General features: G+C 70.3%; 26 protein-coding genes. 15 read left to right on the top strand and 11 right to left on the bottom strand.

Annotation, left to right across the window (positions count from 1 at the left end):
* Nucleotides 1–32: 32 nt before the first annotated feature.
* The 5 genes from Amac_RS40590 to Amac_RS40570 form a co-directional block, all read right to left on the bottom strand.
* Nucleotides 33–2,087, bottom strand: a complete 2,055-nt coding sequence (locus Amac_RS40590) for a UvrD-helicase domain-containing protein (protein WP_155359744.1) — start codon at nucleotides 2,085–2,087, stop codon at nucleotides 33–35.
* A 6-nt stretch (nucleotides 2,088–2,093) separates the two neighbouring features.
* Nucleotides 2,094–3,827 (bottom strand): hypothetical protein, encoded by a 1,734-nt coding sequence (locus tag Amac_RS40585; RefSeq protein ID WP_155359743.1) that lies wholly within the window; start codon nucleotides 3,825–3,827, stop codon nucleotides 2,094–2,096.
* A 93-nt stretch (nucleotides 3,828–3,920) separates the two neighbouring features.
* Nucleotides 3,921–4,697, bottom strand: a complete 777-nt coding sequence (locus tag Amac_RS40580; protein WP_155359742.1) for a class I SAM-dependent methyltransferase — start codon at nucleotides 4,695–4,697, stop codon at nucleotides 3,921–3,923.
* Nucleotides 4,698–4,756: 59 nt separating this feature from the next.
* Nucleotides 4,757–5,821 (bottom strand): ABC transporter substrate-binding protein, encoded by a 1,065-nt coding sequence (locus Amac_RS40575; protein ID WP_246269027.1) that lies wholly within the window; start codon nucleotides 5,819–5,821, stop codon nucleotides 4,757–4,759.
* A 48-nt stretch (nucleotides 5,822–5,869) separates the two neighbouring features.
* Complete coding sequence (locus Amac_RS40570) at nucleotides 5,870–6,058, bottom strand: putative acetyltransferase (RefSeq protein WP_246269026.1); 189 nt, start codon at nucleotides 6,056–6,058, stop codon at nucleotides 5,870–5,872.
* A gap of 116 nt (nucleotides 6,059–6,174) precedes the next feature.
* Here Amac_RS40570 and fdxA point away from each other — a divergent pair, with 116 nt between their 5' ends.
* From fdxA to Amac_RS40555, 3 genes are all read left to right on the top strand, one after another.
* On the top strand, nucleotides 6,175–6,501 hold the full coding sequence (gene fdxA / locus Amac_RS40565) for a ferredoxin (protein ID WP_155350205.1): 327 nt from the start codon (nucleotides 6,175–6,177) through the stop codon (nucleotides 6,499–6,501).
* 77 nt (nucleotides 6,502–6,578) lie between these two features.
* Nucleotides 6,579–7,658, top strand: coding sequence for a succinyldiaminopimelate transaminase (gene dapC / locus Amac_RS40560; RefSeq protein ID WP_155359739.1), 1,080 nt, complete (start codon nucleotides 6,579–6,581; stop codon nucleotides 7,656–7,658).
* Between the two features lie 11 nt (nucleotides 7,659–7,669).
* Nucleotides 7,670–8,284 (top strand): DUF4178 domain-containing protein, encoded by a 615-nt coding sequence (locus tag Amac_RS40555; protein WP_155359738.1) that lies wholly within the window; start codon nucleotides 7,670–7,672, stop codon nucleotides 8,282–8,284.
* Here the strand turns inward: Amac_RS40555 and Amac_RS40550 are convergent.
* Nucleotides 8,281–9,081 carry a hypothetical protein gene (locus Amac_RS40550; RefSeq protein WP_246269025.1) on the bottom strand — a complete coding sequence of 267 codons (801 nt, stop codon included), beginning with the start codon at nucleotides 9,079–9,081 and terminating at the stop codon, nucleotides 8,281–8,283. The genes Amac_RS40555 and Amac_RS40550 overlap by 4 nt on opposite strands.
* Nucleotides 9,082–9,119: 38 nt before the next feature.
* Here Amac_RS40550 and dapE point away from each other — a divergent pair, with 38 nt between their 5' ends.
* The 5 genes from dapE to Amac_RS40525 all read left to right on the top strand — a co-directional run bounded on the left by dapE (nucleotide 9,120) and on the right by Amac_RS40525 (nucleotide 12,812).
* The gene (gene dapE, locus Amac_RS40545) at nucleotides 9,120–10,166 is read left to right on the top strand and encodes a succinyl-diaminopimelate desuccinylase (RefSeq protein ID WP_155359737.1); all 1,047 of its coding nucleotides are present in this window, start codon (nucleotides 9,120–9,122) and stop codon (nucleotides 10,164–10,166) included.
* Nucleotides 10,167–10,342: 176 nt separating this feature from the next.
* Nucleotides 10,343–11,137: an LOG family protein gene (locus Amac_RS40540; protein WP_155359736.1), complete on the top strand. Its 795-nt coding sequence runs from the start codon at nucleotides 10,343–10,345 to the stop codon at nucleotides 11,135–11,137.
* A gap of 9 nt (nucleotides 11,138–11,146) precedes the next feature.
* Nucleotides 11,147–11,791 (top strand): LOG family protein, encoded by a 645-nt coding sequence (locus tag Amac_RS40535; RefSeq protein WP_425544334.1) that lies wholly within the window; start codon nucleotides 11,147–11,149, stop codon nucleotides 11,789–11,791.
* Nucleotides 11,792–11,829: 38 nt separating this feature from the next.
* Nucleotides 11,830–12,270 (top strand): hypothetical protein, encoded by a 441-nt coding sequence (locus Amac_RS40530; RefSeq protein ID WP_155359735.1) that lies wholly within the window; start codon nucleotides 11,830–11,832, stop codon nucleotides 12,268–12,270.
* Nucleotides 12,264–12,812: a DNA-3-methyladenine glycosylase I gene (locus Amac_RS40525; RefSeq protein WP_155359734.1), complete on the top strand. Its 549-nt coding sequence runs from the start codon at nucleotides 12,264–12,266 to the stop codon at nucleotides 12,810–12,812. Before Amac_RS40530 ends, Amac_RS40525 begins: the two co-directional genes overlap by 7 nt.
* On the opposite strand, the gene Amac_RS40520 is transcribed toward Amac_RS40525, so the two are convergent.
* The gene (locus Amac_RS40520) at nucleotides 12,806–13,573 is read right to left on the bottom strand and encodes a PaaX family transcriptional regulator (protein ID WP_155359733.1); all 768 of its coding nucleotides are present in this window, start codon (nucleotides 13,571–13,573) and stop codon (nucleotides 12,806–12,808) included. The two genes, Amac_RS40525 and Amac_RS40520, sit on opposite strands and share 7 nt — an antisense overlap.
* A 183-nt stretch (nucleotides 13,574–13,756) precedes the next feature.
* Here Amac_RS40520 and Amac_RS40515 point away from each other — a divergent pair, with 183 nt between their 5' ends.
* Together Amac_RS40515 and Amac_RS40510 are read left to right on the top strand one after the other, a co-directional pair.
* The gene (locus Amac_RS40515) at nucleotides 13,757–13,924 is read left to right on the top strand and encodes a DUF3117 domain-containing protein (RefSeq protein ID WP_083502187.1); all 168 of its coding nucleotides are present in this window, start codon (nucleotides 13,757–13,759) and stop codon (nucleotides 13,922–13,924) included.
* Between the two features lie 88 nt (nucleotides 13,925–14,012).
* A complete protein-coding gene (locus Amac_RS40510) occupies nucleotides 14,013–15,392 on the top strand; it encodes a leucyl aminopeptidase family protein (RefSeq protein ID WP_155359732.1) in 1,380 nt (459 codons plus the stop codon).
* A gap of 87 nt (nucleotides 15,393–15,479) precedes the next feature.
* On the opposite strand, the gene Amac_RS40505 is transcribed toward Amac_RS40510, so the two are convergent.
* A complete protein-coding gene (locus tag Amac_RS40505) occupies nucleotides 15,480–16,106 on the bottom strand; it encodes an O-methyltransferase (protein ID WP_155359731.1) in 627 nt (208 codons plus the stop codon).
* Nucleotides 16,107–16,247: 141 nt separating this feature from the next.
* On the opposite strand from Amac_RS40505, the gene sigE reads away from it, so the two are divergent.
* The 4 genes from sigE (at nucleotide 16,248) to Amac_RS40485 (ending at nucleotide 19,348) form a co-directional block, all read left to right on the top strand.
* Entirely contained in the window at nucleotides 16,248–16,877 is a 630-nt protein-coding gene (sigE, locus tag Amac_RS40500; RefSeq protein WP_174900286.1) for an RNA polymerase sigma factor SigE, read from the top strand.
* A 46-nt stretch (nucleotides 16,878–16,923) separates the two neighbouring features.
* Nucleotides 16,924–17,427 carry an anti-sigma factor family protein gene (locus Amac_RS40495; protein WP_155350194.1) on the top strand — a complete coding sequence of 168 codons (504 nt, stop codon included), beginning with the start codon at nucleotides 16,924–16,926 and terminating at the stop codon, nucleotides 17,425–17,427.
* Nucleotides 17,428–17,562: 135 nt separating this feature from the next.
* Nucleotides 17,563–18,957: a S1C family serine protease gene (locus Amac_RS40490; RefSeq protein WP_246269024.1), complete on the top strand. Its 1,395-nt coding sequence runs from the start codon at nucleotides 17,563–17,565 to the stop codon at nucleotides 18,955–18,957.
* A gap of 37 nt (nucleotides 18,958–18,994) precedes the next feature.
* Nucleotides 18,995–19,348: a sec-independent translocase gene (locus tag Amac_RS40485; protein WP_155359730.1), complete on the top strand. Its 354-nt coding sequence runs from the start codon at nucleotides 18,995–18,997 to the stop codon at nucleotides 19,346–19,348.
* 181 nt (nucleotides 19,349–19,529) lie between these two features.
* Here Amac_RS40485 and Amac_RS40480 read toward each other — a convergent pair whose 3' ends face one another.
* The 3 genes from Amac_RS40480 to Amac_RS40470 all read right to left on the bottom strand — a co-directional run bounded on the left by Amac_RS40480 (nucleotide 19,530) and on the right by Amac_RS40470 (nucleotide 21,962).
* Entirely contained in the window at nucleotides 19,530–20,477 is a 948-nt protein-coding gene (locus Amac_RS40480) for a RecB family exonuclease (RefSeq protein WP_155359729.1), read from the bottom strand.
* Nucleotides 20,477–21,193, bottom strand: coding sequence for an MBL fold metallo-hydrolase (locus tag Amac_RS40475; RefSeq protein WP_155359728.1), 717 nt, complete (start codon nucleotides 21,191–21,193; stop codon nucleotides 20,477–20,479). The genes Amac_RS40480 and Amac_RS40475 overlap by 1 nt, the downstream gene beginning before the upstream one ends.
* A 136-nt stretch (nucleotides 21,194–21,329) precedes the next feature.
* On the bottom strand, nucleotides 21,330–21,962 hold the full coding sequence (locus tag Amac_RS40470) for a DUF6758 family protein (protein ID WP_155359727.1): 633 nt from the start codon (nucleotides 21,960–21,962) through the stop codon (nucleotides 21,330–21,332).
* A gap of 73 nt (nucleotides 21,963–22,035) precedes the next feature.
* On the opposite strand from Amac_RS40470, the gene Amac_RS40465 reads away from it, so the two are divergent.
* Entirely contained in the window at nucleotides 22,036–22,410 is a 375-nt protein-coding gene (locus Amac_RS40465; RefSeq protein ID WP_155359726.1) for an NUDIX hydrolase, read from the top strand.
* The last annotated feature ends 12 nt before the right edge of the window (nucleotides 22,411–22,422 follow it).

The raw sequence follows: 22,422 nt of genomic DNA, 5'->3' as shown, positions 1-22,422 counted from the left end.
AGGGGAGTATCTCCGCAGTTCAGATTAGGGGATCAGGTGGGCAGGAAGGGACTCGCCCGGCCGGAGTAGGACACGTAGAGCAGCTCGTTCGCCCGCGTGCAGGCCACATAGAGCAGCCCCCGTTCTCGTTGCAGGTCATGGGCTCGGGCCGTGGGATCTTCCGAGGCCGGAGTGAGCTGCTCCGGCGCCGGAACGATCCCGTCTGCAACGCCTATCACGGCCACCCGGCGAAACTCCAGACCCTTCATGCCGTGCAGCATCGTCACCTTCACCTCGATGCCCGCCGCGCGCAGCGCCGCCCGCGCGGTCCTGACCAGTTCCACGGTCCTGGCCGCCACCGCGACCTGGTTCGGCGGCACCCCGTCGGCCAGCCAGTCGGTCACGTGCGCGACCAGCCCGGTGATCTCCGCCTCCGGGCTGACGTAGTTGCGCACCATCGGCCGGGGGCCGTGCTGGAGCGAGCGGTAGCCGTACATCTCGGAGACGCCCTCGGCGAGGCCGTCCACCGGGCCGCCGCCGCGCAGCCGTACGCCGAAGGAGAGGATCTCGTGCGGCAGCCGGTGCGAGATCTTCAGGTGGAACCGCCGGACCGGGATGCCCATCCCGGCCAGCGCCGCCCGGGTGTCGAACATGCGCTGGTGCGGGTCGCCCACCACGAACAGGTCGTTCGGCCCCGGTGGCACCGCCGCCCGCAGTAGCCGCCACTGCGCCGGGTGCAGGTCCTGCGCCTCGTCCACCACCACATGCTTGTACGGCTCACGCCCCGGCGCCTGGTCCCCCAGCATGTCCCCGGTGGCCTGCCCGAGCAGATCGGCGGCCTCGCTGACCAGCTGCAGCAGCGTGCGCCGCCCCGAGGCCCGCAACTGCCCCTCCACGTGCTCGACCGCCCGCCACACATTGCTCTTGATCTCCGGCGACAGCTGGGTGCCCCGGCCAGGCCGCTCGGCCGCCAGATACTCCTCCAGCGAGCGCAGGTTCTGCGACAGGATCACCTGCTCCCACTCGCGCAGCAGGAACGCGGCCCCGAACCTGCTCCCGGCCGCCTCCTGCCAGAGCTTGGCCACGTCCCCGACCACCTTCGGCGGCCGCCCCTCGTGCTCGGCCACGATCCGGTAGGCCAGCCGGTCCACGTTGGTCACCTCGACGCGCTTGCGCAGCACCTCGTCGTCGATGATCATGTCCAGCTTGGTGGCCAGCTCGTTCACCAGCACCTGCGAGAAGGTGGCCAGCAGCACCGGCCCGGTGCCGTGGCGGGCCAGATGGGCGGCCCGGTGCAGCGCGATGATCGTCTTCCCGGTGCCCGCGCCCCCGGTGATCAGCGCGGGCTGCTCGTAGTTCTCCCAGTTGGAGTACGTGTGCTGCGGCGGGTACAGGAACGTGCACCAGTCCGGCACGGTCAGGATCCGGTCCAGCTCGATCCGGTCGGCGGCGAACGCGGCCTTGCCGGGGCTGCGCAGCAGCGCGGTGGCCAGGTCCTCGGTGTCGATCACGTCGGCCAGCACGCACCGGCACCCGTCCAACTCCCGCCAGGCCTCGGCCAGCGAGCCGCCCTGGGCCAACGCGCTCAGCGGCGCGAACTGGCTCTCCGGCAGCAGCGGCTCCACCGCCGCCAGGTGCGCGTCGGTGCTCATCAGCCGCAGCAGCGGCAGCAGCTGGGGGTCGATGCCGATGCTGAGCAGGTCGCTGTCGCAGACGTGGCCGTACAGGCGGCGGGGGGAGCCGGCCGAGGAGCGGCGCAGCGCGGGCTCGACCCGCTCCAGCGCCTCGGCGTCCCAGACCTCGATCACGCCGATGGCGGGGTTGACGGTGAACCGGTGGCGCTGCGCGTAGGTCCAGGCCTCGGCGTCGGGCAGGATCGCGACCAGCCAGTAGACGTCGCGCTGGCGGAGCACCACGCCCCGGTAGCGGTCGCTGAGGCGCAGCGTGAAGACGCGGGGATCGCGGGCGTTGCGCACCCGTTCTGGAGTGGGCCCGGCGGGGGAGTTGTGCAGGAAACGGCGCACCGCGACCACGGCGTCTCGGCGGACTGGCCGGGCCAGCGCGCCGAGTTCCTTGGTGAACTCCAGGGAGACCGCGAGCCGGGGCATGGGCGGCTACCCGAGCAGGGACAGCAGATCGCGGTCCCCGCGTTCTCGGAGTCGGGCCAGGAGTTCCACGGTGCCGACCGGGCCGGTCAGGCCGATCCTGGTGGCGATCACCCTGGTTGCCTGGTCGGGGGTGCCGCCGGGGGCGGTGTAGCCGACCAGGCGCAGCGCCCGCGAGGTGGCGTCACCGCCGGTGGCCGAGGGCAGGTGCCTGACCCGGAGCATGCCCTCCTCGGAGAGGGTCAGGAAGATGTGGCCGCCCTCCTTGGCGGCGACCTCGGTCAGGATGCGCTGGAGCGAGCCCACCGCCGGGCGGCCGTCCCAGGTCAGTTCCACGTCGCCGGCCGCGCTCCGCACGCTCCTGCTCTCGCCGGGGGTGAGCCCCAGATAGGAGGCGAAGCCGCTGGGCAGCGGGATCTCCGCACCCGCCAGGTGGTCGGCGGTCACGTCCACCCGCAGCCACCACCGCCCGTCGGGCTGCCGGAAGCAGCGCACGGTGTGCGCCACGTCCTTCAGTCCCGGCTCGGCTTTGGGCTTCGGTTCGGTCCGCGGCGGCGGCTTCGGCACCGGCTTGGGGACGGGCTTCGGCACCGGCTTGGGCGCGGGTTCCGGCTCCGGCTTCGACTCGGGTTCGACGTCGATCGCCGGTTTCGGCGGGGGAGCGGGCTTGGGGCGCGGCCGGGGCCTGGGTTTGGGCGGGGCGCCGTTGGTGCCGCTCTGGATGCGCAGCTGGGGCACGTTCTCCAGCCACTCCTTGGCCACCTCGGGCCGGATCCCCAGGCTGGAGACCAGCTCGCGGGCCCGGTTCACCGTCGGCGGCCGGTCGGAGTTCACGATCAGCTTGCGGGTCTTCTCCTGCAGCTCGGCCATGTCCCCGGCCACCAGCCACTCGCCGGACACCTGGTAGCCCGGCAGCGAGGCCAGCACGAACTGCCAGGCCAGCACGTCCAGCGAGCGCAGCTCCTCCTCGTGCCAGTCGGCCGCGTTGATGAGCCGCGTCTTCGGCGCGGCCACCCCCAGCAGCTCGGCCACCCGCTCCAGGTGGGCCCGGAACGGCGCCGACTCGGCCGACTCCAGCCACTCCTCCAGCCGGGCCCGCAGCGCCTTCTCCATCGCCTCGATCAGCCCGGCCGGCACGGCCAGCAGCCGCCCCAGCTCCTCCACGGCCGTCGGCGTGTCGGTGAAGACCCGGTTCTGCGCCACCATCCAGGTCTGGTCGTCCAGCGCCGCGAACACCCCGTCCAGCAGCGCGCACAGGTCTTCGGAGGCGGGCCGCACCACCACGGCCACATCGGCGGGTTCGGCCGCCAGGGCGGGCCGCACCGTCAGCGCGGTCCGCGGGCCCTGGGTCTGCCCGAGCCGGGTGAACACCGCGCCGAACAGGGCGATGAGCACCGGCCGCACCTTCACGAACGGCTGGTCGGCCAGCTCCCTGCCGGTCAGCGCCAGCAGCCCGGTCCAGGATCCGGCCCGGTCCAGCGCGATCGCCACCTGCGGGTCGTCGGCCTCGTCGGGGTGGAGCACGTGCAGGGCGGGCAGGATGTCGCCGACCGCCGCGGCCCGCCACTGGCTCAGCGTCAGATCGGTCAGCAGCTCGGCGAGGTTGTCGGCCCCGACGGCGGCCAGCACCCGGCTCATGGGCAGGCTCCGCCACCAGGCCGCGGGTAATTCCGGCGGGGTGGGAATGGTGGCGGCATCACTCCAGCGCAGCGGTGGCACAAGGTCACTCAGGCAGAAGTTCATCGCCATCCCCATCACGTACGTAAGACCAGACCATAGTCTGGCAAATCCCCCGCGTTGGCGGGAGTTTCTCGGTGACGACCTTGATTTTGGCGGCTACTGCCGAACCGCCGCGAACCGCAGGCGCACGTAGTCGGCCATCCAGCCGGACTCCCGGCGCAGCGCGGGCGCGGCCAGCTCGTTCACCCGCCGCAGCAGCGGCTCCACGGTGGCCACCGGCACGCCCTCCAGCAGCGAGGGAGCGAACATGCGCACCCAGTCGGCGGCGCCGTTGGGGCAGTCGTCCAGCGGGGTCGGCCGGTCGAAGTTCTCCACTAGGCGCAGCGTGAAACCGGCACGCTCCAGGCGCACGGCGTACTCGGCGGGGCTGGGGAAATACCACGGCAGGTGCGGGTCGCGCAGGCCGTGTTCCCGCCAGGCGGTGAGCATCGCGGCGACGAGCGCGGCGCAGTTGCCCGCGCCGCCCAGCTCGCCCACGAACCGGCCGCCCGGCTGTAGCGCCATCCGGACACACTCGATCACGGCGTCCGGGTCGCGGCTCAACCAGTGCAGCGCCGCGTTGGAGAAGACCGCGTCGTACGGCTCGGCGACGGTGAAGTCGTGCCCGTCCCCGACCGTGAAGTCCAGGCCGGGGAACTGGGCGATGGCGGTCTCGATCATCGAGTGCGAGCCGTCGATGCCGAGCACCCTGGCGCCGCGCGAAGCGATCTCGGCGGTCAGCACGCCGGTGCCGCAGCCCAGGTCGAGCACGCGCTCGCCCGGCTGCGGATCCAGCAGGTCCACCAGCGGAGCGCCCTGCGCCGAGACATAGCCGAACGAGCTGTCATAGGCACGAGCGTTCCACTGTATGAGACTAGGGGTGTCATATCGCAAGATCGGCTCTCATTCCACGGTATAGGCATACTGTACGGCCTTCGTGGAATGGATGGTGGTCAGCCTATCTGCTGCGGCCAATGTTGCTGAAGGTAGGTCTTCGCGGCGTCCTGCTGGGGAATCGTGAGGGTTACCGGGGTTCCGTACACTTTGGGCAGCTTGGCGGCCGCTTCCTGGTCGAGCCCGCCGCGCATCTCCATGGCCTCCAGCCGGACCGGCCTGGCGTAGCCGCGCAGGAACAGGTTCTGGCCCTCGTTGGAGAACAGGAACTCCTGCCACAGCCGGGCGGCGGCCGGGTGCTTGGCGTTGGCGTTGACGGCCTGCACGTAGTGCGAGGCGAGCACGGTGTCCTTCGGGATCGTCACCCGCAGTTCCGGCTTGTCCTGCTCGGCGGCGGTGGCGGCCCTGGCCATGTTCAGGTAGTCCCAGTCGAGCAGCGCCGCCGCGCGGTCGGGGGTCGACAGCCCGCCCGCCTTCTTCAGGTCGGCGAAGAACTTCAGGCCGCGCGCGGCGTCCGGCTTGCCGCCCGCCAGCGAGGTGGCCATCACGCCGCCGAACCCGGAGGCGGTGCGGATCGGGTCGCCGGGCAGGGCCACCGTGGTGCCCGGCTTCAGCAGGGCGGCGAACGAGGCCGGGGCGGCCATCTTGGCGGGGTCGTAGCCGATCGACATGTAGCCGCCGTAGCCCGCGTACCAGGCGCCGGCGGCGTCCTTGAGGTCGTCGGCGATGTCCTGCCAGCCGAGCACCCGGTAGGGCGCGAACCTGGCCGCGTTGGCGACGGCCACGTCCAGGCTCAGGTCGTACACGTCGGGGTTCTCGGGGGCGGCCAGCTGCTGGGCGCTGGTGGCCTCGGGCTTGAGGGCGGTCACCTTCACGTCGTACTTGTCCGAGAACTCGTCGATGATCTCGCCGTAGTTCACCCAGTCCCTGGGCACCCCGACGAGGACGAGCTCGCCCTCCTTCTGCGCCGCCTCGATCAGCCGGTCCATGGTGGTGAAGCCCGACTGCAGGCTGGCGGCCTTGGGGTTCACCGGCGGCAGGTTCTTGTTGTCCGTAGCCGGGGCGGAGCAGGCGGCCGCGGCCACCGCGAGCAGGGCTATCAGACCTAGAGCACGTGTGGTCACGATTCGAATACTTGGCGTGATTTTCCAGCCGGTCGAGGAGGCACGCCGTCAGCCGGGGACGACCTTTGCCGCCACCATGGTGTTCTCGGGAAACTCCACCAGCGTGCCGTCCCGTTTGCGGACCGCCAGCATGCCGTCTGACCAGGCCTCCAGGATGCCGACGACGTCGCGAAAACCCTCCGGAACCTGGCGGCGCACGGTCACCTTACGACCCACGTCTTCCGCGGAAATGCTCACCGTAAGGCGAAAGGACACAGGTTTGACCCCCTCCTGTTTCAGCCACCTGGCAGGCAACGCAATACTAGGCCTTAGCAACCCGCGGCCCATGTCGTGCTGGAGAGAAGGAGCCTGAGGTGACCTACGTCATCGCGCAGCCCTGCGTGGACGTCCTGGACAAGGCGTGCATCGAGGAATGCCCCGTCGACTGCATCTACGAGGGCAACCGCATGCTCTACATTCACCCTGACGAGTGTGTGGACTGCGGCGCGTGCGAGCCGGTCTGCCCGGTGGAGGCCATCTTCTACGAGGACGACCTGCCCGAGCAGTGGAAGGACTTCTACCGCGCCAACGTGGACTTCTTCGAGGAGCTGGGGTCGCCGGGCGGCGCCTCCAAGGTCGGCAAGATCGAAAGAGACCACGAGGTCGTCGCCGTGCTGCCCCCGCAGGCTGAGGACCACTGAGCTACGTTTGAATATCGCCTTGGCCGCCCACTGGTCCCTCGGTGGGCGGCTTCAGCATGCCCGTTTGGGGGAGCTCTATGATCAAACTGCCTGATTTTCCGTGGGATCGGCTCACGCCGTACAAGGAGGTGGCCCAGGCCCACCCGGACGGCATCGCCGACCTGTCGATCGGCACGCCGGTGGATTCCGTGCCCGAGGTGGTACGGCAAGCGCTCGCCGCCGCCTCCGACAGCCCCGGCTACCCCCAGACGCACGGCACGCCCGGCCTGCGCTCCGCGGCGGCGGGCTGGCTGGCCCGCCAGCACGGGGTCACGGTCGACCCGGACAATGTGCTCCCCGTCATCGGCACCAAGGAACTCGTCGCCTGGCTGCCCACCCTGCTCGACGTCCGCGCGGGCGACCGGGTGATCTTCCCCGAGCTGGCCTACCCGACCTATGACGTCGGGGCGCGGCTGGCGGGGGCGGAGCCGTTCGCGACCGACGGGCTGGTCGCGCTCGGGCCGGAGCGGGTGCCGCTGGTGTGGGTGAACTCGCCGTCCAACCCGACCGGGCGGGTGCTCCCGGCCGGGCACCTGGCCAAGGTGGTGGCCTGGGCCCGCGAGCGCGGCGCGATCGTCGCCTCCGACGAGTGCTACATCGGCCTCGGCTGGGAGGAACAGCCGGTCTCGATCCTGCACCCGGACGTCTGCGGCGGCTCCTACGAAGGCCTGCTGGCGGTGCATTCACTGTCGAAACGATCCAATCTGGCCGGGTATCGCGCCGGTTTTGTCACCGGTGATCCAGATCTCGTGGCGCGTCTGCTGGAAGTCCGCAAGCACGCCGGGATGATCATGCCGGGACCGGTCCAGGCCGCCATGACCGTCGCCCTCGAGGACGATGCGCACGCCGAGGAACAGCGGGCCAGATACGCGGCGCGCCGAAGCGCGCTCAGGACCGCATTGGTATCGGCGGGATGGCGGATCGAGCATTCCACCGCCGGTCTCTATCTGTGGGCGAGCGACGGTTCCGGCTGCTGGGAGCAGGTGCGGCGGCTGTCGGAGTCCGGGATCCTGGTGGCTCCGGGAGATTTCTATGGAGTGGCCGGAAAGCAACACATTCGCATCGCGATTACCGCCACAGATGAACGGATAAATGCGGTTGTGCGTCGGCTCCAGTAGGATCGCGCGCCATGACGACAGCGGTGGTGCTCGGACTGAGCGTCGCGACGCTTATCGTCGTGCTGGGCGCGTTCATCGCCACCACCCGCCAGGACCGGCGGGTGGTTCCGGCGAACGGGGGACTGGACTTCGGCTCTAACGACGGACCGGCGTTCTTCGACCCTCGAACTATCAAGGTGGGCGACACCGTGCATATCGCGGGTGTGCGCTACAAAGCCATGGGAGCGTTGCATCTTTCCTGGCACGGCGAGCAGTGGACCGAGCACCTGCTGGACGACGGCACCCGCCGCTACCAGTGGCTCTCGGTCCAGGAGCGCGGCGACCGGGAAGAGGCCGTTCACCTGGAGGTCCTGCTCTGGACCCAGGTCCCGGCGCAGGGCATGGTGCCCGCCAAGAGCATGCTCATCATGGAGGGCGTGGAGTTCTTCCCGACCGAACGGGGCACTGTCGCGTTCCGGGCCGAGGGCATGACCGGCCTGCCCGACCGGGGGCTGCTCGACTTCGCCGACTACCGGGCCAATGACGGGCGGTTGTTGTCGTTCCAGCGGGTGCAGGGCGGGCAGTGGGTGGCCTCCTACGCCTCGCCGCTGACCCCTGGTTCGATCCAAGTGGAACGGCTGGGCTAGGCGACCGCCATCGGGGCGTCCTTGCCGGACTCGTCCTGCTGCCAGCCGTCGTAGCCGGATTCCGCGGTCCATTTCACGCCCTGGTAGCTGATCTGGTGGAGGCCGTACTTCTGGGCGTGGGTGACGTACCAGGTCGCGACCAGCCAGCTGTCCTTCCTGGCGGCGGCGCCCAGCGCGCGGGTGAGCTCGGTGCGGGCCTTGTCGAGGGTGGTCTTGACCGGCTTCTCTGCGGGCGGGTACCAGCAGTGCACCGCCTTCGGGACCCGGCCGCTGAACGCCCCGGCCAGGATGATCGCCATGGCCCGGTGGTCGGCGTACGCGCCGCCGTCGGCGGAACGTTGCACCTCCTGGGCGGCGTCGTGCAGCGGCATGTCCAAGTAGCCCTCCACCTTCTCCAGGGCGGCGAAGAACTTCCTGGTCGCGTAGACCGGGTCCATCAGCTGCTCCACCGTGCCCCAGCCCTGGGAGGGGCGCTGCTGGAAGACGCCGACCGAGTCGCGGTCGCCGTACGGGATGTTGCTGAGCTTGGACTCCTGGATGGCGGTGATGTAGGCGATCTCCAGGGCCCGCTCGGGGAGCTTGCGCCGGGACGCCACGGCGGCGATGGTCGAGGCCACCTGGGACTGCTCGATGTCGAGTTCGAGCGTGCCGTCCGGAGTGGTGATCTGGCAGTTCTCGCCCCGCACGTACGGTTCCGCCTGGCGGATCAGCTGGGAGACCGCGAAGAAGATGCCGGCGCCCAGAACGACGACGATGGTCAGGATGATCAGAGCTGTTCTGGGGACGCGCGTTGTCACGCCCCAGAACCTACCCGCAGTCCCTAGGCTGGTGTCCCATGCGATTGGATCAGGACGTCAGGACGCTCACCGCCGAACTGGTGGACATCGCCTCCGAGAGCGGCCAGGAGAAACCGCTCGCCGACGCCATAGAACGGGCGCTGGCCGGGCTCGGCCACCTCACCGTGGACCGGGACGGGGCGAACATCGTGGCCCGCACCCACCTCGGCCTGGCTCAGCGGGTGGTGGTGGCCGGGCACCTGGACACCGTCCCCATCGCCGGGAACGTGCCGAGCCGCGTCGAGGGCGACCGCCTGTGGGGCTGCGGCACCACCGACATGAAGAGCGGCGTGGCCGTCCAGCTCAAACTGGCCCTGCTGGCCGAGCCCAACCGCGACCTGACTCTGGTCTTCTACGACTGCGAGGAGGTCGAGGCGGCCCGCAACGGCCTCGCCCGCCTGGTCCGCGACCACCCCGACTGGGTGCGCGGCGACTTCGCCGTGCTGATGGAGCCCACCGACGGCGCGATCGAGGGCGGCTGCCAGGGCACCGTCCGGGCCGAGGTGATCGCCACCGGCGTGCGCGCCCACAGCGCCCGTTCCTGGCTGGGCGTGAACGCGATCCACGAGGCGGCCGAGATCATGAGCAGGCTGCGCGCTCATGAGCCCCGCCAGCCGGTGGTGGACGGCCTGCGGTACCACGAGGGCCTGAACGCGGTCCTGATCAACGGCGGGCATGCCGGGAACGTGATCCCCGACGAGTGTGTGGTGACGGTGAACTACCGGTTCGCCCCGGACCGCACCGAGGAGGAGGCGCAGGCGTACCTGGCCGAGGTTTTCGACGGCTTCGAGGTCCGGATCGTGGACAGCGCGCCCGGTGCCCGGCCCGGCCTGGACAACCCGATCGCGTCGGCGTTCGCGGCCATTGTCGGGGGTACGCCCCAGGCGAAGGTGGCATGGACGGATGTGGCGCGTTTCTCCGCGCTCGGCGTGCCGGCCGTGAACTACGGACCCGGCAATCCGGAAGTCGCCCACAAACGGGACGAGTACGTCGAACTTGCCAAGATCGTCGAAGCCGAGCGCGTAATGACCAGCTGGCTGACCTGAGGAAACACCCCCGGAACGGAGAAAGTGGCTTTCCTCGCCGGCCATTTGGCGGGGAAAGCCACTTTCAGTCCCGAGCAGCACCCTCGACTCTTAGACGCGGCCTCCGCGAAAACCGGTTCCGCTCGTTTCCGAAGAATTTCAAGATTCTTTCCGGGCCGCGGGTACGGTGGGTCGGCATGAACACGATCCGCCCTGAACGACGCCAGGGGCCGGCCCTCCTGCGCGGCAGCATGGTGTCCCAATCCACCCACGACCAGCGCCTCCTCGACCGCCGTGGCCCCGCCGACTGGGTGCACATGGACCCGTGGCGGGTGCTCCGCATCCAGGCCGAGTTCGTCGAAGGCTTCGGGGCCCTCGCCGAACTGCCGCCCGCGGTCACCGTCTTCGGCTCAGCCCGTACCAAACCGGACGCGCCCGAGTACGAGATGGGCGTGCGGCTCGGCCGCGCGCTCGCCGAGGAGGGCTACGCGGTCATCACCGGCGGCGGCCCCGGCTGCATGGAGGCCGCCAACCGGGGCGCCCTGGAGGCGGGCGGCATCTCGGTCGGCCTCGGCATCGAGCTCCCGCACGAGCAGCGCATGAACGAGTTCGTGGACCTCGGCGTCGAGTTCCGCTACTTCTTCGTCCGCAAGACCATGTTCGTGAAGTACTCCTCCGGCTTCATCACCCTGCCGGGCGGCTTCGGCACCCTGGACGAGCTGTTCGAGGCGCTCACCCTGGTGCAGACCCGCAAGGTCACCTCCTTCCCCGTGGTCCTGATGGGCACCCGGTTCTGGGGGCCGATGATCGACTGGATCAAGGGCACGCTGCTGGCCGACGGCAAGATCTCGCCGCCCGACGTCGACCTGATCAGGTGCGTGGACGACGTGGCCGAGGCCGTGCAGATCATCGTCGGGGCCGACCAGGAACGCGGCGAGACCGAGTCTCGCGAGCGGAAATCGGTTGGACAGGTGGTCGCGGACGCCGAATAGAGTGGGCGCGTGGATCGCAACCAGGCCGGCAATCAGGGCGTCGGCCGGAGATCCGACCGGCATCGGCCCTCCGGGGTCAGTGAGGATCGCAACGTCTGTGTGTTCTGTTCCTCCAGTCAGCGGATCGCCCCCAAGTTCCTGAAGCTGGCCCGGGAGGTGGGCGGCGAGCTGGCTCGGCGTGGCCACACCCTGGTCAGCGGGGGTGCCATCGTCTCCTGCATGGGCGAGGTGGCGCGCGCCGCGCGGGCCGGCGGGGCCAGGACTGTCGGGGTTATCCCGCAGGTCTTGGTGGACATCGAGATCGCCGACACCGACTCGGACGAGCTCGTGATCACCTCGGGCATGCGCGAGCGCAAGGGCGAGATGGACGCCCGCTCTGACGCCTTCCTGGTGCTCCCCGGCGGCATCGGCACCCTGGAGGAGTTGTTCGAGATCTGGACAGCCCGGGTTCTCGGCCTGCATGCCAAACCGCTGGTCATCCTCGACCCCTGGGGCCTGTACGACCCGCTCAGAGCCCTGGTCGAAGGCATGTACGACCAGGGCTTCACCCGCCCTGGCGTGTTCGACGCCATCTCCTGGGCCACCGGCGTCCCCGAAGCGTTCGACCTGCTCGAGAAACGACAGCACCACATTCCCCTGGTCGATCCGGACTGACGGCCTGCGGCCCTTGGGAGTTGTGGCACGATTCGTATGTGCTGGTCGTACTCGTGGTCGCCGCTCTCGCCGTGCTGGGATGCGTGGTGCTGGTCTCGCTGGGCCGGGGCGGTGAGCTGGCCGAGTTTCCCCCGGACGTGCCGCCGCTGGAGCTGCCGGAGGCGGGGCAGCTGAACGCGGTCGACTTCGCGTCCCTGCACCTGCCCATCGGCCTGGTCGGCTACCACACCCAGACCGTGGACGAGACCCTGCAGCGGGCCGCCACCGCGCTGAGCGAGCGTGACACCCGGATCGCCGTGCTGGAGCAGCGGGTGGCCGAGCTGCTGGCCGGGCGGTTGCAGGCCCGGCAGGAGGCGTTCGCGCGCCCGGCCGAGCCGCCCAGGACCGAGCACCAGCCGGATGTGCCCAACGGCGCGGGCGGCTGGGAGAAGGACCGGGTCGACGTGATCGAATCGGGTGATGTGGAGGAGGCGTGGTAGTCAGGTGCGCCTGGGCTACCTCTGATCCGCTCTACCTGGCCTATCACGACGAGGAGTGGGGCCGTCCGGTCCGCGATGACGACGGCGTCTACGAGCGGGTCACGCTGGAGGCGTTCCAGTCGGGGCTGGCCTGGATCACGATCCTGCGGAAGCGGGAGAACTTCCGGGCGGCCTTCGACGGCTTCGCGATCGCGAAGGTCGCCGCGTACGGGGAGGGCGACGTGGCCCGCCTGATGGCCGACCCCGGCATCGTCCGCAACCGCGCCAAGATCGAAGCCGCCGTGGCCAACGCCCGGGCCGCCCAGGAGCTGGCCGACGGCATTTCCGCCCTGGTCTGGAAATATGCCGACCCGGACGCGCCGATCCCGCAGACCATGGCCGACATCCCGGCCACCACCCCCGGCTCCACCGCCCTCGCCAAGGACCTCAAGAAGCGCGGTTTCCGCTTCGTCGGGCCCACCACCGCGTACGCGCTGATGCAGGCCATCGGCCTGGTCAACGACCACCTCGCCGAGTGCGTCGCGAGGCGACCCGGTCAGTGACCGAGGTTGCGGTCCACGAACGCGGCGGCCCGCGGGTGCAGCCTGGCCGCCTCCTGCTCGAAGTAAGTCCGTGCCTTCTCGCCCGGCCACCCCGGCGGCAGCAGCGCGGGCGGCAGCCCCGGGTCGCGGAACAGGAAGTTCCGCCAGGTGTGCACGAGCCGGCTGCGGGTCGCGAACACCCGGTCGTCGGGGGCGTCGTCCGGCAGCGAGGCGACCAAGGTCATCGCCCCGGCCAGCCACTCCTCGTATGACCGCCCGATGCCCTCCAGGTCCCACGCCCTGGCCACCAGATCGCGCGGATCCCCTTCCAGCACGGCCTCGAATCGGTCGGCCGTTACCCCCAGTGCGTCGAGTTCGGGCGATGGTCTAGGACCGATCCAGGTCGTTTCCGAAAGGGGAGCGTAGCCCAGGAACGAAAGATCGGCTCTGAGCCGCTCGCGGCGTGGCCGGTCCCGGATTGGCTCCAGCACAAGCAAGTGCCAGCGGCCCGGCCAGGTGACCGTGGCGCCCCGGTAGATCCGCGCGGCGGTCTGGTCGAGGCGTCTGGCGCACTTGGGGGTGAGCCCGTAGCCGGGGCCCTGGGGCAGCCGTACCGGGTCCAGCCAGCCCTGTCGCACCATGCGAGAGATGGCGGTGCGTACTGCGGGGGCGGCGACCTCCAGCGGCGCGAGCAGCCGGACGAGGGCCGCCACCGAGGCGCGCCCGCCCCGCGTGCGCAGGTGGTCCCCGTAGAGATCGAAAAGCGCGGCTCGGGCGTTCACCCCACCCAGTGTGGGGTCAGGATCTGTCTCCGACAATCCATAGGTGGGCACGCTTTGATCCACAAAAGAGCCCAGGGCATTACCCTATTGAGCTCGGAGGCGGGATAATAGGACATCACAGAAGACGTGAATGCGCCGACCGCCTCCTCGGGGGCGGTCGACAACGCGGGAAGGGATACACGCATGGCGGCGATGAAGCCGCGGACTGGTGACGGTCCGCTGGAGGTCACCAAGGAAGGCCGGGGCATTGTCATGCGGGTCCCGCTGGAGGGTGGTGGGCGGCTCGTCGTCGAACTGTCCGCGGACGAGGCCAGCGCCCTCGGCGACGCACTGAAGAACGTGGTCGGCTGACCAGCCGCATATCACTTGATATCGGCCCTGGCAGCGGGTGCTATCCCGCGCCGGGGCCGCTCTTGTTTCTCCCCATCGAGGAGTGATCGTGCCCATTCACACTCGCCTGACCGTCGCGCCCCACGCCGCGTCCGACGCCGAATTTCTGGCCGTCCCGTTCGGCGGCGACCTTGACGCCGCGGTCGAGCTCCCCATCCCGCTGCCCGCCTTGCTGGCCCACTACCAGGTCAAAGGCGACGCGGGCGAGGTGCTGGAGATCCCCGTCGCCCAGGGCGACGGGGTCAGGCGCATCCTCCTGTACGGCGTCGGCGACAGCTCCGCCAAGGACCTGCGCAAGGCCGGAGCCGCGCTGACCGGCCGGGCCAAGGGCCGCCCGAGCCTGACCGTGCTGCTCCCCCCGGAAGGCGACGTGGCGCCCCTGGTGGAAGCCGCGCTGCTGGCCGCCTACACGTTCACCATCGGCGAGATCAAGACCAAATCGGTAGCGGAGATTGTCTTCGCCGGCGGGGACGCCGGCGCCGTCCGCCGCGGCGAGGCGACCGCCCGCGCCACCAGCGTGGCCAGGGACCTGGTCAACACCCCGGCCTCGATCAAGACCCCTGGCTGGCTGGCGGCCCAGGCCGTGGAGATCGGCGCGAGCGCGGGTCTCGGCGTCCGGGTCGACACCGAGCTCACCGGCTTCGGCGGCATCCGCGCCGTCGGCCAGGGCTCGGTCAACCCGCCCTGCCTGGTCGAGATGTCCTACGAGCCCGCCTCGTACGACCGCCACGTGGTCCTGGTCGGCAAGGGCATCACCTTCGACAGCGGCGGCCTGTCGATCAAGACCTCCGAGGGCATGAAGACCATGAAGACCGACATGGCGGGCGGCGCGGCCATCATCGCCGCCATGGGCGCCCTCCCCGAGTTCAACGCGCGGGTCCGGGTCACCGGCCTGATCGCCTGCGCCGAGAACGCCTTCTCCGGTTCGGCCCAGCGCCCCAGCGACGTCATCGTCCAGTACGGCGGGCGCACCGTGGAGATCCTCAACACCGACGCGGAAGGCCGCCTGGTGATGGCCGACGCGCTCGCCTACGCCGACGCCGAACTCGACCCGGACGCGCTGGTGGACATCGCCACCCTGACCGGCGCCGCCAAGATCGCCCTCGGCACCGGCATCGCCGCGCTGTACGCCAACGACGAGGCCCTGGCCGCCCAGTTGCTGGCCGCGAGCGAGCGGACCGGCGACCGGCTGTGGCGCATGCCGCTCATCGACGACTATGTCGGTGACCTGGACTCCGACGTGGCCGACCTGGCCAACGTGGACAAGCGCATGACCGGCGCGGCCGGTTCGGTGGCGGCGGCGCTGTTCCTGCGCGAGTTCACCGGCAAGCGGCCGTGGGCGCACCTCGACATCGCCGGACCGGCCAGGGCCGAGAAGGGCGCGACCGGGTTCGGGGTGCGGCTGCTGCTGGACTGGCTCAGCCCGTGAGGGTGCGCCGGTGTCTGGACTGAGGAGCGGAGCGACGAGGGAAGACACCGGGGTTGAGCACCCGAACCGCGATGCGCAGCATCGCAATCATGACAGCTTGATCGCGGCTAGTAGGCCGTCGCCGAGCGGGAACATCAGGGGGCGCAGGCGCTCGTCGGAGCGGACCAGCTTGCCCAGTTCGCGGATGGCGACGGTGTCCGGGTCGCGCTGGGTGGGGTCGGCCACCCGGTCGTGCCAGAGGGCGTCGTCGAAGGCGACGATGCCGCCCACCCGCAGCAGCCGGATGGCTTCGGCCAGGTAGTCGCCGTACTCCTGCTTGGCGGCGTCGCAGAAGACCAGGTCGTACCCGCCGTCGGCGAGGCGGGGCAGGACGTCCAGGGCACGGCCGACGATCAGCCGGATCCGGCTTCCGGAGAAACCGCCCTCGGCGAACGTCTGGCGGGCCAGCCGCTGGTGCTCCGGTTCCGCGTCCACGCTCGTCAGGGTGCCGTCCGGCCGCATGCCGCGCAGCAGCCAGAGCCCGGACACCCCGCACCCGGTCCCGATCTCCACCACCGCTCTGGCGTTGATCGCGGTCGCGAGGAAGCTCAGCGCGGCCCCACCACCAGGAAGGATGGGTGGCGCGCCCACCTCTGTGCCCCGCTGCCGCGCGGCCCGCAGCACCTCGTCCTCGGGGACGAAATCCTCCGCATGAGCCAGGCTCGCCGTATTCATGGTTCTGAAGCGTAGGGGAGTAAGCCCCGAACGGGAACTCACGCCACAACGAGGACGTTGCACGCTTTGAACGGTCTTTATTCTCGCGGCATCAAAGCAGCAGCCGCACAGCTGGCGCGGCAATGAGAACAGAAGGGCACAATGGGTGTAGCGACGGTCTTGGAGAAAGGGTTGCTGGTGGACGACGCCGACCGCCAGCCGGACGCCTCGGTGTCCGACTGGACGCCTCCCAGCTGGGAGGAGGTCGTTCGCACGCACTCCGCGCGGGTATACCGGCTCGCGTACCGCCTGACCGGGAACGTGCACGACGCCGAGGACCTGACCCAGGAGGTCTTCGTCCGGGTGTTCCGATCATTGTCCAGCTACACGCCTGGGACGTTCGAGGGCTGGCTGCACCGCATCACCACCAACCTGTTCCTGGACCAGGCGCGGCGCAAGCAGCGCATCCGGTTCGAAGGCCTGGCCGACGACGCGGCGGAGCGGTTACGCGGCCGCGAGCCGTCTCCGGCCCAGGCATACGACGACGCCCATCTGGAACCCGACATCCAGGCCGCGCTGGACGCGCTGCCGCCGGATTTCCGGGCCGCCGTCGTGCTCTGTGACATCGAAGGCCTGTCCTATGAGGAGATCGCCGCGACGCTCGGGGTGAAGCTCGGCACCGTCCGCAGCCGCATCCACCGCGCCCGCTCGCAGTTGCGCGAAGCCCTGGACCATCGGGCGCCCCGCGACGACCAGCTCCCCCCTTCGTCGTTCACCCGGGAGGGCAGATGAGCGACTCGCGCGCCGCCTGCCCCCGACAGCACCACGAGGAGGGAGCATGACACACCTTGGAGAGCGCGTCTCCGCGCTGATCGACGGCGAGCTCGGCCACAACGACCGGGAACGCGCCCTGGCCCACCTGACCTTCTGCGCCGACTGCCGGGCGGAGGTGGAGGCGTTCCGCGCGCTCAAGAGCCGCCTGCGCCTGATGGATCCGCCTCCGGTTCCGGCGGATCTGACCATGTCGCTGCTGAGGATGCCGCCACCCGGCCCCCCTGATCTCCGGGCTCTGCCCGGTATCTACAGCCTTGCCCCGGTCGACAACCGCCCCCGCCGAGCCGCCGGATCTTCCGGGCCCGGACGCGGTAGTCGCCGCATCGGCTATGTCGCGGTGGGCGTGGCCTCGGCCGCGGTCGCGCTCGGCACGCTGTTCATGGTCAGCGGCGAGCCTCGCCCGGCCACGCCGCCGGAGATGATGGTGCCCGCGCCGAACACCGCGGCGCCGTTCCGGCTCAGCTCGCCGTCCGCCACCCCGAGCCCGCGACCCTCGCTTGCGCGGTGATGTCCTGATCGGGCGACTACCCTGCCGAATGATGGGGATCGACGGCATACGATTTCGCTTTACATCAGTCGTATGCCGTTCGCCTGAGGATGGCACGAGGCCACCGCTGACTTCGCGTGGGAGTGAAAAACACCGATGACCGACGACACGCGTTCCTTCAACGCGTCGGACCGGCCTGAGTTCCTTCCGGCGGAAGGACCCCACCCCGGCTGGGGCAGCCCATCCGGCGGCCCCGGCCCGCAGTACCGGCAGCAGGGGCCCGACTTCCTCCAGTCGCAGCACCCGACCGACCCGTTCGGCGACCAGTACGGTCAGCCGCCGGGTCCGCCGCCACCGGTCAACGCGTACGGGATGGGCCCGGCCTGGGCGCCGCCGCCTGGCGCCCCGCCGGCGCGGACGGACGCGCCGAGGGGGCCGCGCTCCGGCGTCCTGGTGCTGCTGGCGGTGGTGATCGCCCTGCTCGCGGGCGGGGCGGGGGCCTACGGCACCTACCTGCTGACCGGGTCGACCTCAGGCCTCGACCCCAACTACGCGATCCCGACGACCCCGGCCGGCAGCACCGCCCGGCCGCCGGAGTCGGTCGCCGGGGTGGCCTCCCGGGTGCTGCCCAGCGTGGTCTCGCTGGAGGTGCGCGGCGGCAGCGAGTCGGGCACCGGCTCCGGCTTCCTGATCAAGGGCGGCTACATCGTCACCAACAACCACGTGGTCGCGGTGGCCTCCGCCGGGGGCGAGATCCGGATCAAGTTCAGCAACCGCAGGTCAACCACCGCCAGGATCGTGGGCCGGGACCCCAACTCCGACATCGCCGTGGTCAAGCCGGAGGAGACGTTCGGCTCGCCGGAGGTGGCGCTCGGCAACTCCGACTCGATGGTGGTCGGCGACCCGGTCATCGCGATCGGCTCCCCGCTCGGCCTGACCGGCACGGTCACCACGGGCATCGTCAGCTCGCTCAACCGCCCGGTCGAGGCGGGCGGGGAGAGCGGCAGGGACTCGGCGCTGATCAACGCCATCCAGACCGACGCGGCGATCAACCCCGGCAACTCGGGCGGCCCGCTGGTCAACGCGGCCGGTGAGGTGATAGGGGTCAACTCGGCCATCGCCACCCTGGGCGGCGGCTCCCCGCTCGGCCAGCAGACCGGCAGCATCGGCCTCGGCTTCGCCATCCCGGTCAACCAGGTGCGCCGGATCGCGGAGGAGCTCATCACCACGGGCAGCGCCCGTACGTCCCGGATCGGGATCAGCATCGACCAGCAGTACCAGGGGCAGGGAGTGCGGATCGCGGCGCAGGCCGAGCGCGGGGTCGAGCCGGTCACCCCGGACGGGCCCGCCGACAAGGCGGGGCTGCGGCCCGGGGACGTGATCCTGGAGGTGGACGGCCAGCCGGTGAGCGACAGCCGCGAGCTGATCGTCACCATCCGCAGCAAGGCCCCCGGCGACAAGGTGGTCTTCAAGTACCAGCGCGCGGGTTCCGAACGGTCCGCGACGGTGACTATCGGGGCCGCCCCCGCTCCCAGTGCTCAGCCTTCGTGAGTAGTCTGAACGCGTTGGTACTTGGAGGGAGATCGCCGTGTTCGGACTCGGCTGGCCGGAGATCATAGCGTTGGTGGTGATCGCGCTGCTCGTCTTCGGCCCGGAGAAGCTTCCGCAGGCGGCCTCCCAGGCGGGACGGACGTTGCGGCAGCTCAGGCAGATGGCCAACAACGCGCGCAGCGATCTGGAGGCGAATCTGGGGCCGGAGTTCAAGAACTTCGACCCCGCCGACCTGAACCCCAAGACGTTCGTCCGCAAGCACCTGCTGGACGACGTGGAGAAGGACTGGAAGGACGACGAGCCGGACCTGCCGCCGCTCGAACCCCCGGCCCCGGCTTACGCGGAGCTGAACTTTGGGGAGATTCCGCCGTACGACAACGAGGCGACCTGAAAGCCGGATAGGCCGGTTCCTCACGCCGTCTGCGGCACCGGCTGAACCAGCGTGATCTCGCTCGAGGCAAGCCAGCCCTTGCGGCGAAGGGGTGCGGCGGTGAGTACCTGGCCATGAGGGCTTCGTGCGCTCGGCGTCTTCCACGGACCGGCCCAGGATCTGGGTGTCCGGTCCGTGGAGATCATTCCTGGTGAGTCTGCTCCGCGATGGCCGCCAGGCCGTCCCAGGGAACTCGGTCCGGTGCCGCGACCTGGCCTTCCGGGCAGTGGCGGCGGAAGTCGCACCAGGAGCAGATCGGGCCCGGGGACGGGGGGAAGAGCGCGTCGATCTCGGGGGGCACCGACGCGGCTCCGGGGCCGTTGGATTCGGCAGGCGTGGATTTGGCGGCCGTAGATCCTCGGCTGGAGCGCTTGCCGACGCTGGGGATGCGGGCGCGGTAGGCCTCGTCGGCGGTGGAGGCTTCTTCGGCGATCTGTTCGGCGCGGGTCAGGTGGCGGCTGAGGGTTTCGTCGGTGTGTTCCCAGTCGGCGATCTGCCCGGTGGGCAGGTGATGCAGCTCGACCCGATGGCAGGAGCGGCGGAGCACCCGGGAGGCGGCCACCGCGTAGATGGCCAGGGCCAGGGAGGAGCGGGCGTCATCGGGGCCGGGAGGGCGGCGGCCGGTTTTGTAGTCGACCACGACCAGTTCGTCGCCGCGGCGGTCGAGGCGGTCGATCCGGCCGGAGACGGCGATGATCGCAGTGCGGGTGGCGACAGTGCGCTCGACCCCGACCGGCTCGTCCGCCGCATCTAAAGTCGCGACATATCCGGACACCATCTCGCGGGCCCTGTCCCGCCACGCCAGCGACTGCTCCTGATCCCTGAAGCCCTCGGCGATCCAGCCGTTGCTGACCAGGATCGCCGCCGTCATCGGCGTGCGCCGCTCGTACGGCTCCCGCCACCACGCGGCCAGCGCGTTGTGCACGGCGGCCCCGACGCTGTTGTGCGCCCATGGCGGACCCTTGGGCGGCGCGGGCCGGTCCAGGTAGGCGAACCGGTAGCGCCTGCGGCAGTCGAGCCAGGAGTTGAGCCGCGACGGCGTGCACGAGTACAGCCGCCGGGGCATGCCCTCAAGACCGAGCTGCTCCACTAATGGTCGTCGTCGTCGAGGTCGAGCTTGATCCCGGACGCGCGCGAGCCGTCGGGCAGCGGCGGCTCCGACTCCTCCAGGGTCCCGGTCAGCGAGCCGGACAGCCACCGATCGAACTGGGGCTCCAGATCGCCGATGGTGGTCTCCTCGCCGTGCGCGGGCAGCACCCGGGTCTCGTGCGGCAGCGTGAACAGCCGCTCGCCGATCGAGGTCAGCTGGTCGGCCAGCGACGGATACTCCCCGCCGAGCTTGCCGGGCCCGTCGGCCAGCAGCGTCTCGCCGGTGAACACCACGCCCAGCGACTCCGACAGCAGCGACACGCCGCCGGGCGTGACCCCGGGCGTGGTCAGGACCTCCAGCTCGGTGTCGGCGACGGCGAACAGGCCCTCGTCCTCCATGTCGATGTCCGGCCAGGTGTCCTCCCAGGTCTGCCGCCAGAGGCGCTTGTCCTTGGGATGCAGGGCGATCACCGCCTCGTCCTTGGCCGCCACCTCGATGGCCGCGCCGACATGGTCGGCCAGGCCGTGCGTGCAGATGACGGCGAGGATCTCGCGCTCGCCCACCTGCTCCAGAATCTTCTCGGCGTCCCGCGCCGGGTCGATGACGATGACCTCCTCGTCATCACCCACGATCCAGGTGTTGTTCTCCACCTTGTGCTCGACGTCGTCGATCTCCACGACCCCGGCGGTCACCACTCGTTCGATACGCGCTGTCACGCCTCAGAACCTTACCCGTCCCCAGCCGTGAGCGGGATCCGTGCGCTACTAACGGGAAACCTGCTCATCAGTCAGCCTCCGCCCCACTGTCTTGCCGGGTCAGAACCGTAGTGGCAGTCCATTTAGCAACTTCCCATTAGTACTCCGCCTCCAGCCGTGGCGAGAAAGCCCCGAACGGGACATCAAAGTCGACGTCCCGGAAGTCGGTCAGGGTCAGCTGGGCGAGCACCAGCAGCCATCCGGCGTCGGCCGGCCAGACGATCGTCCACAGCCAGCGGCCGAGCGCCTCTCCCGCGTACGCGGCCCGGTCGCCGGGCACATCCTGCACGCACCAGAGCGGGGTCGGACGGCCGTTCACGTTGACCTTCGCGTGCGGAGGCCCCGCGCCAACGCCGACGCCGGGATCGGGCCCGGCCAGCCCGGCGTAGCCCGCGCCCAGGCCGACCCCCGGTTCCTCAGCGATCAGCAGCAGGTCGGCCGGGCCGTGCGTGATGGACGGTCCGGAAAGGGCCACCACACTGCCGCGTACGCCGGTGCGCTCGTCGCCCGCCTCACCGAAGCCGGTCACCAGCCAGCCGATGGGCAGCGGCCAAGGCACCCAGAGGGGCACGGTGGCGGACTCCCGTACCAGGGTGAGGGCGGCCAGGGAGGGGCGGTGCGAGGTGTAGGGCAGCACGTCGCCGTGCGGGCCGCAGCGCCAGGAGCTGGACCAGATACTCGGCTCCTGCAGCGGTCCGAAGCAGCGCGGGCAGGTGGGCGCGGCTCTCACACCTCCCCACGGTGCGTCGCGAGGCGCGACCTAGTCAAGGGTTTTCCTGTTATCCAGCCGTAATCTTGGGCGTATGCGATGTGTAGGGGCCGTAATCCGCGACGCCGACGGGCGGCTGCTGCTGGTCAGGCGTGGGCGGCCGCCGGGGGAAGGGCTCTGGTCGCTTCCGGGCGGGCGGGTGGAAGCCGGGGAGAGCGATTTCGAGGCGGTGGTCCGGGAGATCCGCGAGGAGACCGGGCTCGATGCGACGCCCGGCGAGCTGGCGGGGACGGTGTGGCGGCCGCCATTCGAGATCCACGATTACTACGCGACGGTCGTGGGCGGCGATCTGCGGGCGGGGGACGACGCGGCGGATGTGCGGTGGGTGTCCGAGGCCCAGTTGCGCTTATTGCCATTGACGGACGGGCTGCTCGGCTTTCTGGACGGGCTCAGCGGTCCGCCCAGGTGAGGGTGCTGAGCC

It is taken from the genome of Acrocarpospora macrocephala (genome assembly GCF_009687865.1).
In the GTDB taxonomy this organism is placed as follows: Bacteria; Actinomycetota; Actinomycetes; order Streptosporangiales; family Streptosporangiaceae; genus Acrocarpospora; species Acrocarpospora macrocephala.
This window is presented reverse-complemented; position numbering and strand designations above follow the sequence as displayed.